This is a genomic window from Sphingobacterium sp. InxBP1 (assembly GCF_026191775.1).
GTDB classification, from domain to species: domain Bacteria; phylum Bacteroidota; class Bacteroidia; order Sphingobacteriales; family Sphingobacteriaceae; genus Sphingobacterium; species Sphingobacterium thalpophilum.
This window is the reverse complement of the sequence record NZ_JAINDX010000046.1, coordinates 102,900-117,607: the sequence shown is the minus strand read 5'-3', so window position 1 is coordinate 117,607 and position 14,708 is coordinate 102,900. Positions and strand designations below refer to the sequence as shown.

Below are 14,708 nucleotides of genomic sequence, written 5' to 3'. Positions count from 1 at the left end.
ATAGTGGTTGTCGTAAAAAACTGATAGATCTTTAATAAAATTGTGTTCATGTTCGTGATCTTAATAATTGATTTTCATGTTTTTATAAACTGCTGCGTTTTCTAGGATTTTATCCGATCAAAGATAAGTCTATATAGCGAATAGATCAGAATTGCAATAGCACAAATATCAACTAATATTACTGAAATAATTTTCAGTATCTTGGCATCTTGATGTATTAGGATATGCTGAGGCATTTGACTGAGTAAGAATAATGCGGTAACGATATTCAATATCAATGCTAATGGAGATTTCTTGTTTAAGTAAGCTTTCATAATTCGAATTATTGTATTAGAAGTTTAAAATTTGGCTTACTTAAAGATAATTATTTTTTTGAAATGAAGGATATTTTTTATACTACCACCGCCAGTATTCAGGTGGCGAGATCGAAAAAGATAAACCAAAGATTATGAAGAATACCGTGTTCCAAGAAGAGTTAAAAATGCCGAAAATAGCAATTGTACTATTTGTAGTACTATATATTTTACTTTTTTTATTTGCTGAAGTACCCTTTAGTGTTCACCTAATTTTGCTATTCGTTGGCGCGCTTCTCATCTTTTATCAGGTCAAAATTAAAATAGATAATAAGGGACTCCGTTATTCGGTGATGTATATTTTCAAACGCACTTATCAGCTGAATGAAATCTCGAGTATTCAGATATATGATATATCAGCATTAAAGGATTTTGGAGGTTGGGGGGTTAGATACAGTTTTCGATATGGCTGGGGTTTTATTTCTGATGCCCCGAGCATCATGTATGTGCGTCTGAATAATGGAAAAAGAATATCCTTTTCTGTTGCTGGTAAGGAAACACTATTAAACACCTTATTACTGCTAGATATCCCCATGTCACCAATTGGGAATACTTCTAATTAACTTCACGTGTTACTCCTTTCCGAAGAATATGCGAACGCTTCATTGCTACGCAGAAGATTGCAAGCTGCTCCTTCATGCTATCTTCCACCGCTCCAATCCCGCTATTCACCGACTTTTCCGTGCTATTGATCTAAATGTAATAAAATCGCATGTTGCACTGTCTTACTTTTGAATCATAATCTAAGAGGAAAATGATGCAACAAAATCCAGATCCTTGCGACAATTAGAAAAGAGATAAAAAAACTAACACTATAAAGTATAGCAATTATGAAAACTTTAATAAAAACATTCGCCGCCGCTGCTTTAATTGCGGTATCCACCATGAGCATGGCAGCAAAGGATCCCGGAAAAGGATTGAACTTGTCGACAGCCGATTTAGCGATTGATACTTACCTGTCTGTAATGACTGAAGGTGCTTCAGATGGTGTGGAACAGCTTTTTGCAGCAGATTTTAGCCAAAAGATCCAGGGCAAGAATGCACGGACCAATAAACGCTCGGAAGTGATTTCTTTCCTGAAAAAACAAAAGGGTGAAAAATTGAACTGTAGCACCAATGCAGAAATCTTGGAAGAATCTGAAAATTATATGGTTGCCCGCATAACCATGAAATTTGAGGATTTCACAAAAACTGATCTGGTCACATTGATCAACGAGGGTGGTGCTTGGAAAGTCTCCAGTTCTGTCAACGCTTATAAATAGAAACTGTTTAATTAAATTCATATGTTTATTTTTGGCCACGTCGTGATGATGTGGCCTTTTTTGCTACAGCGCAAGCATTAGCAAATGTGCATCCTTGGTCCTAGGGATGACTTAATGACCTTTTCAAACCCAGTAGGCACATAAAAGGCTAAATTCAGCGCACACTGAAAGATGATATGCAAGGGAAGCTGTATTATCAGGTATTAAAAACAGTTAGGCCGTCTGATTTTGACTTATTCACATGGTTGTTAACATAGTGTGGAAAACTCAATATGTTTCATTGCAGTGCGATCGGTATGATTAGTGATTATTTAATCTGCAGTTTGTTAGGTTGCGCATAAAAAGTGTTAAATTGCTTTCAGATTAATAATTAGTATGAAGCATTATTTACAATTTTCGGCAAAACTGATCTGCTCTTTGTTGCTCATTTTCTATCATTTTGGTTCGCTAGCCCAGGTTTCTTTTACTACTTACCATAAACTAGATGGTGAAGAAACGAAACATCAGGACTCGGCTCATTTCTCCAGAACTGTTCATGTACTTGGAGATCAAAAAGAACGGTATTATACCATTGAAGAATTCTACACGCGGAACGATTCTATCAAATTAAAGGTAGATAGTAAAACCCCAAAACCGTCGTTTAAATACCTAGGGACGAAGTATGAATTTTACGAAGACGGAAAATTGAAAAGCCTGGAAAATTATAGCAGTGATAGCCGACTGATTGATTCTGCATTTTATTTATACCCTAACAATACACTGGAGATGATCGTTTTCTATCCCAATTATGTTGATAAAAAAGGGAAAATAAAGGTCCAAAAACCTATTTATGTGGTTTATTATGACTCACTAAAAAATAAAACGCTCGAAAACGGTAATGGTTATATTCGCTTTAAGTATGATAATGACTACGAAGAGGGACAGATGCTTAATAGCATGCGTGAAGGTGAATGGAAAGGAAAGTTTGGTAAAAGTTCAACCGTAGAAAATTACAGCAAAGACAAGCTTCTAGCAGGGCTGAAAATGAAAGCCAGTGGGGAAATCATTAAGTATGATTCCACCACTTATCGGGTCAATCCACAATATCGTGGTGGGATATCCCGGTTGATGGGATTTATTAGTAGTCATTATAGATATCCTAAAGAAGCCTTAGCAAGAGGCGTAAGTGGTACGGTAGAGATTGATTTCACTGTCGACAAAGAAGGGAATGTGAAGGATTTCGTTGTGAAACAGGACCTAGGCTATGGTACGGGAGAAGAGGGAATCCGTGTGGTGAAACAGGCCGGAAAGTGGAAACCGGGTATTCAGCGAGGCGAGCCTGTTAATGTCCGCTATACGCTTCCCATTCGTTTAAATTCTACCCGATAATTGAACTTCCATGCGGTATTAAAAATACTTTTAATAAATTTTGAACCTATTTGACGCTTTTTTTTCAATCACTGTAATCGAAGTAAAAGCATATCATAGAAAAGCCTCCGCTGGGGAGGCTTTTCTGTTAAAGGTATTTGTGAAATTGTTTTGGTATTATTTTTTCAGACTTTCAGCGCCCTGAATGATGCCTTCCACTACGGTTGGATCCTGTAATGTGGAAGTGTCCCCCAAGTTGCTGACATCTCCTTCGGCGATCTTGCGTAGAATACGGCGCATGATTTTTCCTGACCTTGTCTTGGGAAGATCGCTGACGAACTGGATGATGTCTGGTTTGGCAATCGGACCGATGATACGCGAAACGGTCTCCATGATATCTTTCTTCGTCGCTTCTGCGTCAGTGTGGTGGTTGGCAATCACATAAGCATAAATACCCTGTCCTTTGACGGCGTGGGGATAACCCACAATGGCCGACTCTACGACATCGGCGTGCATATTGATGGCATTTTCAACTTCCGCTGTACCGATCCGGTGTCCTGATACGTTCAGCACGTCATCTACACGGCCTGTGATTTTGTAATACCCTTCGGGGCTGCGGTAGCAACCGTCTCCTGTGAAATACATGTTGTTGTATGTAGAGAAGTAGGTCTGTCTGCAGCGGTCGTGATCACCCCAGGTCGTGCGCAGCATGCCCGGCCATGGGAATTTGATACATAGGTTGCCAGTGACATCATTACCTTCGATTTCTTTGCCGCTCTCATCCATCAGTGCAGGTTGAATGCCCGGCATCGGAAACATCGCGTAGCTGGCCTTTTCAGGTGTGACACCCGCCAAAGATGTAATTAGGTGGCCCCCGTTCTCGGTTTGCCAATAGGTATCAACGATCGGACAGTTCTTTTTACCTACTTTTTCGTTAAACCAGTTCCAGGCTTCTTCATTGATAGGTTCGCCCACCGAGCCCAGCACCCGCAATGAAGAAAGATCATTTTTGTCGACATACTCGTCACCAAAGGCCATTAGCGAGCGCAATGCTGTCGGTGAGGTATAGATGATATTGACTTTATATTTATCCACGATATCCCAGTAACGGCTGGCATCCGGGAAAGTCGGAATACCTTCAAACATCAATGATGTGGCACCCTGAGAAAGTGGTCCGTAGACGATATAACTATGTCCCGTGATCCAGCCAATATCCGCTGTACAGAAAAATACATCGTTGGGCTGGTACTGGAAGGTGTTCATGAACGTGTAACCTGTATAGACCATATAGCCCCCGCAAGTATGTACTACACCTTTTGGCTTGCCGGTAGAGCCGGAAGTATATAAGATGAACAAAGTATCTTCGGCATCCATTTCCTCAGCAGGACAGGCGGGATTGCCTTGGGTTTCTACTTTCTTGATCTCGTCTTCCCACCATACATCACGTCCCTTGATCATGGATACAGGTGTACGGGTACGGGTCAATACAATTACCTTTTCGACAGTATCACACTGCATCAGGGCGTCGTCCACAATATTTTTAAGACCAATGGTCTTGTTACCGCGGTAGCTTCCATCTGAGGTGACGATCAGCTTACACTCAGCGTCAATAATGCGATCGGCAATCGAACGGGCCGAGAATCCACCGAAAACTACGGAATGAATAGCACCGATACGTGCACATGCAAGTACCGCAATCACCAGTTCGGGTACCATAGGTAAATAGATACAGACCCTGTCGCCCTTTCTGATATTGTTGTTTTTTAATACGTTGGCAAATTGCTCCACCTTCTGCAACAATTGCTTGTACGATAAGATACGATGTGCTTCATTCGGATCGTTCGGCTCCCAGATAATGGCTGGTTTGTCTCCATTTGCATAGATATGGCGGTCAAGGCAATTTTCCGTAATGTTCAATTTAGCACCTTCAAACCATTTGACATTTGGTTCCTCAAAGTTCCAGTTAAGCACTTTGTTCCACTTTCTCTTCCAGAAAAAATGATCCGCAATGCTCGCCCAAAACTCTTCGGGTTGTTCTACACTTCGCTTATACTCACGCTGATATTCTTCAAATGATTTTATTTGTAGGCTCATCTTATTAGGGTTATTATGAATTATTTTATTTTATATAGTTATCGTTGCGAAATTGTTTTTAATATTTCAATTTCGGTGTACAATTTAGCGGTTTTTGCCCATTTTATCAACAATTTGAAGTTTAATATAATGTTAAACTACTTTTATCTATCAAGATTGTTATATTGCAATAAGATTTAATGCAAATGTCCTTTCTCAGAAAGATATTCTATGTCAGCATTTATACGAATATTCTGATTGCACTGGCTGCCATGGCGCAATGTGCACTGACCTATATTATCTTTGAACGGCCGATCAATTGGTATATTGTCCTGATTGAAGGTACGGCGACTTTACTGCTCTACAATTTTAGCTTATGGTGGTCCAAACCCAAAAATCCGAAGCAGTCAAAATTTCCGCGGACGCGTTGGATTTTTAATCACGAATGGGTGATGTGGTGCAATAATGTCATCGCTCTGGCCCTGCTTGCTTATTGCTTATGGCATATCCACTTGTATTCATTCCTATTTTTGGGTTTCATTGGCGCGTTGAGCCTGTTGTACGGTATGCCTTTGTTTACTTTCCATGACCGGAAAGTGGGCCTCCGGCAGATTCCGGGAGCTAAGATTTTCCACATTGCTCTGGTCTGGGTGTGCAGCAGTGTGGTGCTCCCTTACGTTGAGCTGGCCAATACAGGTATTACCGTCGACCATTGGGTATTTATGGTATTATGTGTGCTCAAATTTATATTTTTGATTATCTGTACACTGCCTTTCGATATCCGCGATATCCAGCAGGATTCGTATTATCACCTGCGGACGCTGCCTAATATGCTGGGCGAACAAAAAGCAAAGAATCTTACATACACGCTATTGGTATTGCATAGCCTTTTTATACTGATTGCACCTTATCTGATGCCGATCAAGATAGGACTGATCCTGACCAACCTGCTGATACTGGCTCTCCTCAAACTGGCCGTATTCAAATCCCGGGAACATTATCACTATGCCTATTTATTGGACGGTAGCCTCGTGCTCCAATTTTTGATTGTTGTTCTTTTTTATGGCTTGTAATAACGCCAGCTAGAACATAACCGTCATGGCCTTATCACATGATAACTTTTTCTAGAATAATAAAGCATGCGGATCACCTTAGAAAAGCGATAATCTTATCTGCGGCGACCTCCGACAGCTTATAATAGCTTTCAAATGTCCATCCTGCCACGTGTGGGGAAAGGATGACGTTATCGCGGCTGATAAGATCCTTATACCAGCTTTGTTCGGCCAATTTTGGGAATTTCTCTATCGGAAGTACATCAAAGGCTGCTCCGAGTATGCTCCCTTTATCAAGGCCATTTAATACTGCTGACACATCCACAATGCCTCCCCTCGCACCGAGCAAAAAGAATATCCGTTTTTCGAACTTCGATAGATACTGTTCATCGATCATCCCTTTCGTTTCTCCGGTGAGGGGGATATGAAAACTGATGATATCTGCCTGTTGGTAGATCGCCTCCATGCTGGCCTCAGTAGCGTATATATCGCTATAATCCTTCCGGTACTTATCATACGCCAGCACCTTGACGTCAAAGCCGGACAGTTTTTTGGCCATCGCCATGCCGTTGTGGCCATAGCCAATAAGCCCCACTGTACGGCCCTTCAACTCGTAGCCGCGGTTGGCCTCACGCAACCATTGTCCCGATCTAACCTGGCGGTCCGCACGATTGAGGTGGTTCATCAGGCTCAATAGCATACCGATCATGTGCTCGCCGACGGCATTGCGGTTGCCCTCATTTGCCGGTATCAATGTAATGTGCCGCAGCCCGGCGGCTTCGTCATCGATGTTGTCCATGCCGGCACCAGCGCGAGCAATAAAACGTAGGTTTGGCGCAAAATTCAGAAAAGCGCTGTCGACCTGAAATTTAGAGCGGATCACCAGACCGGAATAGCTGGTGATGATTTGCTCTGCTTCCGCACGGCTGATATCCGGCTGATAACTATATGCGATGCCTGCTTCGTCAAATTTCTCGAGCATGACAGGATGGATATCATCAACAATCAAAATATTAGTTTCCATGATTACGGTTAATTTGCATAAAGTCCACGGATAGTAAATTGTTTATTTGCTGCTGTTTAAGGCTGTTGGGCATGATTTTCATGAAGAAATTCCGCATAGCGATTAAGAAAGGATTTTCCCATTGCGCGACTTTACCGATCCTCCAGGAGGTATTGCAAATATATCTCACGCGGTCTATCCGTCGCTTCTCAAAACCTTTGAATGCCTCGGGTATGGATGGGGTCGTCCGCAGCTCGTCCAGCAATACAGCAACATCTTCGATCGCCTGGCAGGCTCCCTGTCCTAAATTCGGTGTGGTGGCATGGCCAGCATCTCCCAATAGGACAACTTGATCAAAGGCGAGTTGCTGCAATGGTGCGATATCGATGATGTCGTTCCAGATAAGATCTTCGGTATTGGTTTCCTTTAATATTGTCGGAATTGGGGAGTGATAATCCTTAAAATTATTCAGAAGTTCTGCTGTACCCCAGTTTCCTAAGGTGAGGTTTTGGGCAGGACTGTTGACACAGGCATACCAGTAGATGCGGTTGCCGACGAGTGGGGTCATCCCAAAGCGGCCTTTTGCCCCCCATGTTTCGGTACTTTTCTTCAGCTGTATGCTGCTGTTGTCGATTGTGGCCCGCCAACAGGTATAACCGGCATAGCGGGGGGCAGACCCGGGGACAAGTTGCTGCCGCAACAGCGAATGTACACCGTCGGCAATCAGTAGGGCGTGACCTGTGGTCTGGCTGCCATCGGCAAAGTGTACCTTTACCCCACCTTGTTCCCGTTCGAGGGATATGGCACGCTTGCCTAGATGGATCCGTTGGTGCGAAATTTTGGATAATAAAAACTGATGTAGGTCAGCGCGATGGACGGCAAAATTGTCCTGCCTGTATTTTGAACTGATGGTTTGCGTGCTGGGCGCGACCAGAATATGGCCGTGCTGATCAAGTACATTGTAGGAATCCAGATAATGACCAATTTTGCTGATCTCTGCCTTTAGCCCCATTAGTTCTAACGCCTGCATGGCATTAGCAGCAAGTCCAAAGCCAGCTCCGATTCCTTTAAGCTCGGCCGCACTTTCATATACATGCGCCTCAATGCCCAGTTTTTGGAGGCCGATCGCGGCACATAGCCCAGCGATCCCGCCGCCGACAATGATGAATGTGCTTTGGCTTGGTTTCATATCTCAGGGGCAGCTGGCAATTTCATTTGTGAGACTAACAAAGTCATCCACCGTCAGCCGCTCTGCGCGAAGGTCATATAGCGGGTTGTCCGACATTTTATCTTTGGGAATAACTCCGGAGAGTGAATTGCGGAGGGTCTTGCGGCGCTGGTTGAACCCGGCTTTCACCACCCGCCAAAATAGCTTTTCGTCACAATCCAGCTGTTCACGGTCGTTTCTTGTCATGCGGATGACCCCCGACAGCACCTTTGGCGGTGGGTTAAATGCGCCTGCTTTGACCGTAAACAGGTACTCCACTTTGTAATAAGCTTGAAGAAAAACGCTGAGGATACCATACTCCTTGCTGCCGGCTTTGGCAGTACAACGTTCGGCCACCTCTTTTTGGAACATGCCGGTCATCTGCACGACACGTTGCCGTTCTTCCAGAATCTTAAATAAGATCTGCGAGGATATATTGTAAGGGAAATTGCCAATGACGGCCATTTTCTCACCAAAATACTGCGAAAAATCCAAGTTCAGGAAGTCTCCATGGATCAGGCGCTCGCCGAGCTGCGGATATTTGTCGTCCAGATAGGCGATGGACTCGTCATCAACATCGATCAGGTACGTTTCATATTCTTCTTTTTGTAGCAGAAAATCGGAAAGGACGCCCATTCCCGGCCCCACCTCGAGCACCTGACCAAAGCCCAGTTTAGGATCCAAAGCTTCCACGATACGTTGCGCTGCATTTTTATCGTTCAAAAAATGCTGTCCTAAATGTTTTTTTGCTCTTACTGTGCTCATGCTACAAAATTAAAAATTAAAAGCTTTATAGCGTAAAAAGTCAAAATTAAAAGTGGTGACAGTTTTTATGCGACGCGCTCGTGCAACCAGAATCTCAATAGTCATATCTAACTACCCAATACTAAAAAAAAATCCCTATTTTTGGATCAAAGCATTAAATAGGATGAGTGATAAATTAAGAATCGGAATTACTGTTGGCGATATTAATGGCATCGGACTTGAAGTGATCATCAAGTCTTTGGTGGATCCACGTATATGTGACTTCTTTACACCTATAGTTTACGGAAATACGAAAGTGGCTTCTTTTCACCGCAAAGCTATTGGCATAAATGATTTTAGTTTTAATGTGATCAATGATGCCGAACAAGCTCATCCCAAACGTGCGAATATGATTAATTGCTGGCAGGAGGATGTCAAGATCACACTGGGAGAGGAAAATGAGACCGGCGGTAAATATGCTTTCCTGTCATTGGAAAGGGCTGTCGAAGACCTCAAAGCCGGTAAAATAGATGCCTTGGTAACTGCACCGATCAATAAACATAATATTCAGCAGGAAGGATTTAATTTCCCCGGTCATACCGAATACCTGCAGGCAAAAGTTGATGCTAACGATGTATTGATGTTTATGATCTGCGACGAACTTCGCATCGGTGTTGTCACTGGACACATCCCTTTGCACGAAGTGGCTGCAAATATCACCGAGGAAGCGATTTTGAAGAAGCTAACATTAATGAATGAGTCCCTGAAAAAAGATTTTTGGATCGAGAAGCCTAAAATAGCTGTTCTTGGGCTTAATCCACATGCTGGAGACCACGGTATTATTGGAACGGAAGATGACCAGATCATTCGTCCAACTGTAGAAAAAGCTAATGAACAGGGAATCTTCTGTTTTGGTCCATATCCAGCAGATGGCTTTTTCGCGAAGGGTGCTTATGAAAAATTTGATGCAGTGCTGGCTATGTATCACGACCAGGGCCTTATCCCTTTCAAACATATCGCCAACGGAGCTGGAGTCAATTTTACGGCCGGCTTGCCCATCGTGCGTACCTCACCTGACCATGGTACGGGTTATGATATCGCGGGGAAAAACTTAGCCTCTTCAAGCTCCTTTGCCGAAGCACTTTTTTCGGCATTGCATATCATTAAAAAACGTAGAGAACAGGCTGAATTGCTCAAAAATCCATTGGCGTTCCGCAAGTTATCCAAAGATAGGGATTAGGGAAAAAATTCTTACTTTTGCAAACTGTTTGGTTTTTTACCTCCTGTTCTAACTATGTACGATAATTTACAACATCCAATATTTACAATCATCAAAGAGCTTGCTGAAAAGACAAATACCGAATGTTACGTCATCGGCGGCTATGTACGGGACTATCTGATGCAACGTCCTTTCAAAAATGATGTGGATATTGTTGTTGTGGGAAGTGGTATTGAATTTGCCACCTTATTAGGTGAAAAACTGCAGACCAAGGTGGCTGTGTACAAAAACTTTGGCACTGCCATGTTGGTGTATGACGGCCTAAACGTGGAATTTGTCGGCGCCAGAAGAGAATCGTATCGTGCCAATTCCCGAAAACCGATTGTGGAAGACGGAACATTGGCGGACGATCAAAACCGCCGCGATTTTACCATCAATGCGATGGCTTTTTCGTTAAATAAAGCTGACTACGGTGCCCTGGTGGATCCTTTCAACGGGGTGAAGGACCTCGAGCACCGCATTATTCGGACACCGCTTGATCCCATAGAAACCTTTTCGGATGATCCGCTACGCATGATGCGTGCGATTCGTTTCGCAACGCAGCTAAACTTCAAAATTGCTATAGAGGCCATCACCGCAATTTCCGAAACCAAAGATCGTATCAAAATCATTTCCAAGGAACGGATTATTGATGAGATCAATAAGATCATGCTCTCCACCAAACCGTCGGTAGGATTTAAATACCTTTTTGATACAGGACTGCTTGAACTGATTTTTCCGGCGATGTACAACCTGCATGGGGTAGACATCATTGACGGAAAAGGACATAAAGACAACTTCTACCATACACTGAAAGTGCTGGACAATGTTTGCGAGCAATCTGACGATTTATGGCTGCGCTGGGCGGCCGTCATGCACGATATTGCCAAGCCTGCTACAAAACGCTTTGATAAAAAACTCGGCTGGACGTTTCACGGACATGAAGACCGTGGTGCCCGCATGGTGCCTAAGCTTTTTGCCGAACTGAAATTGCCGCTCAATGAAAAGATGAAGTTTGTTCAGAAACTGGTGCAGCTGCACTTGCGCCCTATCGTGCTGGCCCAGGATATCGTGACAGACTCCGCAGTGCGACGTCTCTTGTTTGAGGCGGGGGACGATATTGAAGCGCTTATGATGCTTTGCCATGCCGATGTGACAACCAAGAATGAGTTTAAAAAGAAAAAATATCGACAGAATTTTGAGCTTGTGAAACAAAAGCTCAAAGATGTTGAAGAACGCGACAAAATTCGTAACTGGCAGCCTCCTATCAGCGGACAGGATATCATGATCCTGTTTGGCCTGACACCGGGCCGCACGGTGGGGCAGCTAAAAAACATAATCCGGGAGGCGATATTGGAAGGCGAAATTCCCAATTCGCGAATCGAAGCATATCACTATCTCCTGCAAAAGGCCCAAGATTTAGGCTTAACTGTCAAACAAGAAATCCCATTGGAAATTTCCAATTCTTAAAATATAGTATTAATTTTAAACTGCTAAAAAAGAAGAACACATTTAGAGATGGCAATTTATAGATTTAGAGTTACTTTTGAGGACTATGAGGATGTATATCGTGAAATTGATATGCCTTCCAAAAGTACATTTTTAGACTTGCATGAGGAAATCCATAAATCGACAGGCTATGCTGCTGAGGCTTCTTCCTCGTTCTATGTGAGCAATGACCAATGGAAAAAGGGAACCGAAATTGCGTATAAGCCGGTTCAGCGCAAACGGGATGCTGAAGTATTGCTCATGGAAAATATCCGTCTGAGCAAGTTTATCGACGATCCGCATCAGAAGTTCTATTACATCTATAATTTTGAGCGTCCCTATGATTTTCAGGTCGAATTGATTAAGATCCTGAAAGAGGAGGATGGTAAGCAATACCCTGCGCTGTTCAAGTCCGTGGGACAGGTTCCGAAAACAATGACTGCAGCCAATTTTCCTGTTTCCGATGCAGTGGAAGAAGACGACTATGTGGAGGAAGACGATACACAATACGGTGTGGACGATGAGGATGAATTGGATGGCTTCGACAGCGATGATGAAGACGGCGAAGGCGAGGAGGAGCGTGAAGAATCCAACGGGTACGAAGACGAATATTAAATAGATAATAGGCCGAGAATGCATCCATGGCATTTGACGCAGTGATTATGGCGAAGGGAAAAACATTGATAGCCATTGTGGGTCCGACTGCTGTTGGAAAAACTGCAATGGCTATTTCATTGGCACAATATTTTAAAACTGAAATCATTTCTGCAGACTCCCGCCAGTTTTACCGGGAGATGTCCATTGGCACAGCAAAGCCTGAGGCCGCTGAGCTGGCCGCTGTGCCTCATCATTTTATTAATTCCCATCACATTACACAGGACTATTCGGCAGGGGATTTTGAACGGGAGGCGCTGGCGAAACTGGATGAACTTTTTCGGCAGCGCGATGTTGTCGTTATGGTTGGCGGTTCAGGACTTTTTGTCCGGGCCTTATGTGAAGGGCTGGACGACCTGCCCAAAGCGGGAGCAGAGGTCCGCGAACGACTTAATTCGGAGCTTGCTGATCTGGGCCTTGAGGTCATGAAAGAGCGACTAAAAATCATCGATCCCGCCTATTTTGAGGTGGCAGATGTCGATAATCCGCAACGGGTGGTCCGTGCACTGGAAGTATTTGAAGCCACGGGCACACCAATGTCCATGTTTCATAAAAAGGAGGTGGAGAAAAGGCCTTTTGACATCCTGACAATAGGGCTGAATATGGATCGTACCGCGCTCTACGGGCGAATCAACAGCCGTGTGGATCATATGATGGAGGCTGGTCTCCTGGCAGAGGTCGAGTCACTGCTGCCTTACAAGATGAAGCCTGCCTTACTGACCGTTGGTTATGCCGAACTATTTGACTTTCTGGATGGTAAACAGTCGCTGTCCGAAGCGGTGGACAAAATCAAACAGAATTCCCGACGCTATGCCAAGCGGCAGATCACCTGGTTTAAAAAATATGGCAATACCCACTGGTTCCAACCTTCGGAAACAGTGGAGATCATTCGCTTTATAGAAAGTCAATTGGCCGAAACTGATTAGGCTTGCCGCGTAAGTATCAAGAAGATATTCAGAAAGTCAATCCAATCCTTTGGAGAATCGGATCCTGAAATGATGCTGTGAGGGACATGTATAGAATCGCATACAAAACGGGGCTGTCCAACATTGTTGGACAGCCCCGTTTTATACCTTGTGTTTTCGTTTATTTAACGATATAGTTCCATCCGAAAGTGTCTTCTACTTTTCCATAGCGCAACTCGTTCAGATACTGCAATACCTTGTTGGAGAATTCACGGCCCTCAACGGGAGGCAGATGGTAATCCTGTCCTTCGTAACCGATACGGCTAATGTGTGTAATCGTAGCAGCAGTTCCAGCGGCAAAAGCCTCGGACACGGTACCTGCTTTGATGCCGTCGATCAGTTCCTGAACAGATACTTTCCTTTGTTCGGCCTGATATCCCCACTTCTCTGCCAGCTCCATGATGGTGCGGCGTGTAACGCCATGAAGGATCGTATCGCCGTGTGGAGTGATAATCGAATCGCCAATGCGGAAGATCAGGTTCGCTGTACCCGCTTCCTCAATATATTTGTGTTCAGCAGCATCGGTCCACATGATTTGATCATAGCCTTCGTCATTTGCCAGCTGGGTCGGGTAAAGCGACAGGGCATAGTTACCAGCATTTTTCGAGAACCCAACACCGCCTTCTGCGGCACGCGTGTAATAAGTTTCGACTTTTAAGCTGATCGGTTTGCTATAATAAGCGCCTACTGGACCTGTGATAATGATAAACTTGTACGATTTTGACGGATGTACGCCCAATGCTCCTTCGGTACCGAACATAAACGGGCGGATATATAAGGATGAACCCTCTTTAGCCGGAACCCAGTCACGATCGATGTCCAACAGCTTATTCAGCCCGTCCATAAAGATCTCTTCAGGGACTTCAGGCATCTGAAGACGGACAGCAGATTTGTTGAAACGTTCCCAGTTTCTGTCCGGACGAAAAATACTCACTGTGCCATCTGCAAACTTGTACGCTTTGATTCCCTCAAAAATCGCTTGACCATAATGTAAAGCAGACATGGAAGGACTGATACTGATATCTCCATAAGGGACGACGCTGACATCTTTCCATTCACCGTCATCATAGTTGGCGACCAGCATGTGGTCAGATAATATCTTTCCGAATTTTAGATTGTCGAAATCTACTTGCGAGAGTCTTGAATTTTGAGTTGGCTCTACGCGAATTGAATAGTTCTCTGTCGCGTTCATCTTATTTTTTATATTACTTAGGCTAAGTTAGGAAAAATTGACATATAAACCGCACTTTACATCGATAATTTGCGGTGCGGCAGATGCCTTTTATTTGGGACAGTAATTCC

Annotated in this window: 13 protein-coding genes; 8 read left to right on the top strand and 5 right to left on the bottom strand. The window is 43.8% G+C overall.

The annotated features are described in order from the left end of the window. The first annotated feature begins 448 nt into the window (after nt 1–448). From K7A41_RS13110 to K7A41_RS13100, 3 genes are all read left to right on the top strand, one after another. Nucleotides 449–916 (top strand): hypothetical protein, encoded by a 468-nt coding sequence (locus K7A41_RS13110; protein WP_265714036.1) that lies wholly within the window; start codon nt 449–451, stop codon nt 914–916. Between the two features lie 267 nt (nt 917–1,183). Continuing rightward, nucleotides 1,184–1,615 (top strand): nuclear transport factor 2 family protein, encoded by a 432-nt coding sequence (locus K7A41_RS13105; protein ID WP_265714035.1) that lies wholly within the window; start codon nt 1,184–1,186, stop codon nt 1,613–1,615. Nucleotides 1,616–1,990: 375 nt separating this feature from the next. After that, the gene (locus K7A41_RS13100) at nt 1,991–2,983 is read left to right on the top strand and encodes an energy transducer TonB (protein ID WP_265714034.1); all 993 of its coding nucleotides are present in this window, start codon (nt 1,991–1,993) and stop codon (nt 2,981–2,983) included. Between the two features lie 156 nt (nt 2,984–3,139). Here K7A41_RS13100 and acs read toward each other — a convergent pair whose 3' ends face one another. Continuing rightward, nucleotides 3,140–5,056, bottom strand: coding sequence for an acetate--CoA ligase (gene acs, locus K7A41_RS13095; protein WP_265714033.1), 1,917 nt, complete (start codon nt 5,054–5,056; stop codon nt 3,140–3,142). Between the two features lie 185 nt (nt 5,057–5,241). Between acs and K7A41_RS13090 the strand changes: the two genes are divergently transcribed. Then, nucleotides 5,242–6,108 carry a hypothetical protein gene (locus tag K7A41_RS13090; protein ID WP_265714032.1) on the top strand — a complete coding sequence of 289 codons (867 nt, stop codon included), beginning with the start codon at nt 5,242–5,244 and terminating at the stop codon, nt 6,106–6,108. A gap of 73 nt (nt 6,109–6,181) precedes the next feature. Here K7A41_RS13090 and K7A41_RS13085 read toward each other — a convergent pair whose 3' ends face one another. From K7A41_RS13085 to rsmA, 3 genes are read right to left on the bottom strand one after another with little or no spacing between them, the layout of a single operon-like run. Then, complete coding sequence (locus K7A41_RS13085; protein WP_265714031.1) at nt 6,182–7,111, bottom strand: NAD(P)-dependent oxidoreductase; 930 nt, start codon at nt 7,109–7,111, stop codon at nt 6,182–6,184. Continuing rightward, nucleotides 7,101–8,279, bottom strand: a complete 1,179-nt coding sequence (locus tag K7A41_RS13080; protein WP_265714030.1) for an FAD-dependent monooxygenase — start codon at nt 8,277–8,279, stop codon at nt 7,101–7,103. The genes K7A41_RS13085 and K7A41_RS13080 overlap by 11 nt, the downstream gene beginning before the upstream one ends. A 3-nt stretch (nt 8,280–8,282) precedes the next feature. Continuing rightward, nucleotides 8,283–9,062, bottom strand: a complete 780-nt coding sequence (gene rsmA, locus K7A41_RS13075) for a 16S rRNA (adenine(1518)-N(6)/adenine(1519)-N(6))-dimethyltransferase RsmA (RefSeq protein ID WP_265714029.1) — start codon at nt 9,060–9,062, stop codon at nt 8,283–8,285. 163 nt (nt 9,063–9,225) lie between these two features. Between rsmA and pdxA the strand changes: the two genes are divergently transcribed. The 4 genes from pdxA to miaA are packed head-to-tail and all read left to right on the top strand — an operon-like array spanning nt 9,226 to nt 13,367. Then, nucleotides 9,226–10,281 (top strand): 4-hydroxythreonine-4-phosphate dehydrogenase PdxA, encoded by a 1,056-nt coding sequence (gene pdxA / locus K7A41_RS13070; protein WP_028072068.1) that lies wholly within the window; start codon nt 9,226–9,228, stop codon nt 10,279–10,281. Nucleotides 10,282–10,335: 54 nt separating this feature from the next. After that, entirely contained in the window at nt 10,336–11,769 is a 1,434-nt protein-coding gene (locus K7A41_RS13065) for a CCA tRNA nucleotidyltransferase (RefSeq protein ID WP_265714028.1), read from the top strand. Between the two features lie 48 nt (nt 11,770–11,817). Next, on the top strand, nt 11,818–12,402 hold the full coding sequence (locus K7A41_RS13060) for an IS1096 element passenger TnpR family protein (protein ID WP_028072070.1): 585 nt from the start codon (nt 11,818–11,820) through the stop codon (nt 12,400–12,402). Nucleotides 12,403–12,428: 26 nt separating this feature from the next. Then, nucleotides 12,429–13,367: a tRNA (adenosine(37)-N6)-dimethylallyltransferase MiaA gene (gene miaA, locus K7A41_RS13055; RefSeq protein WP_265714027.1), complete on the top strand. Its 939-nt coding sequence runs from the start codon at nt 12,429–12,431 to the stop codon at nt 13,365–13,367. A 160-nt stretch (nt 13,368–13,527) separates the two neighbouring features. On the opposite strand, the gene K7A41_RS13050 is transcribed toward miaA, so the two are convergent. Continuing rightward, nucleotides 13,528–14,598, bottom strand: a complete 1,071-nt coding sequence (locus K7A41_RS13050; RefSeq protein ID WP_028072072.1) for a branched-chain amino acid aminotransferase — start codon at nt 14,596–14,598, stop codon at nt 13,528–13,530. Between the last annotated feature and the right edge of the window lie 110 nt (nt 14,599–14,708).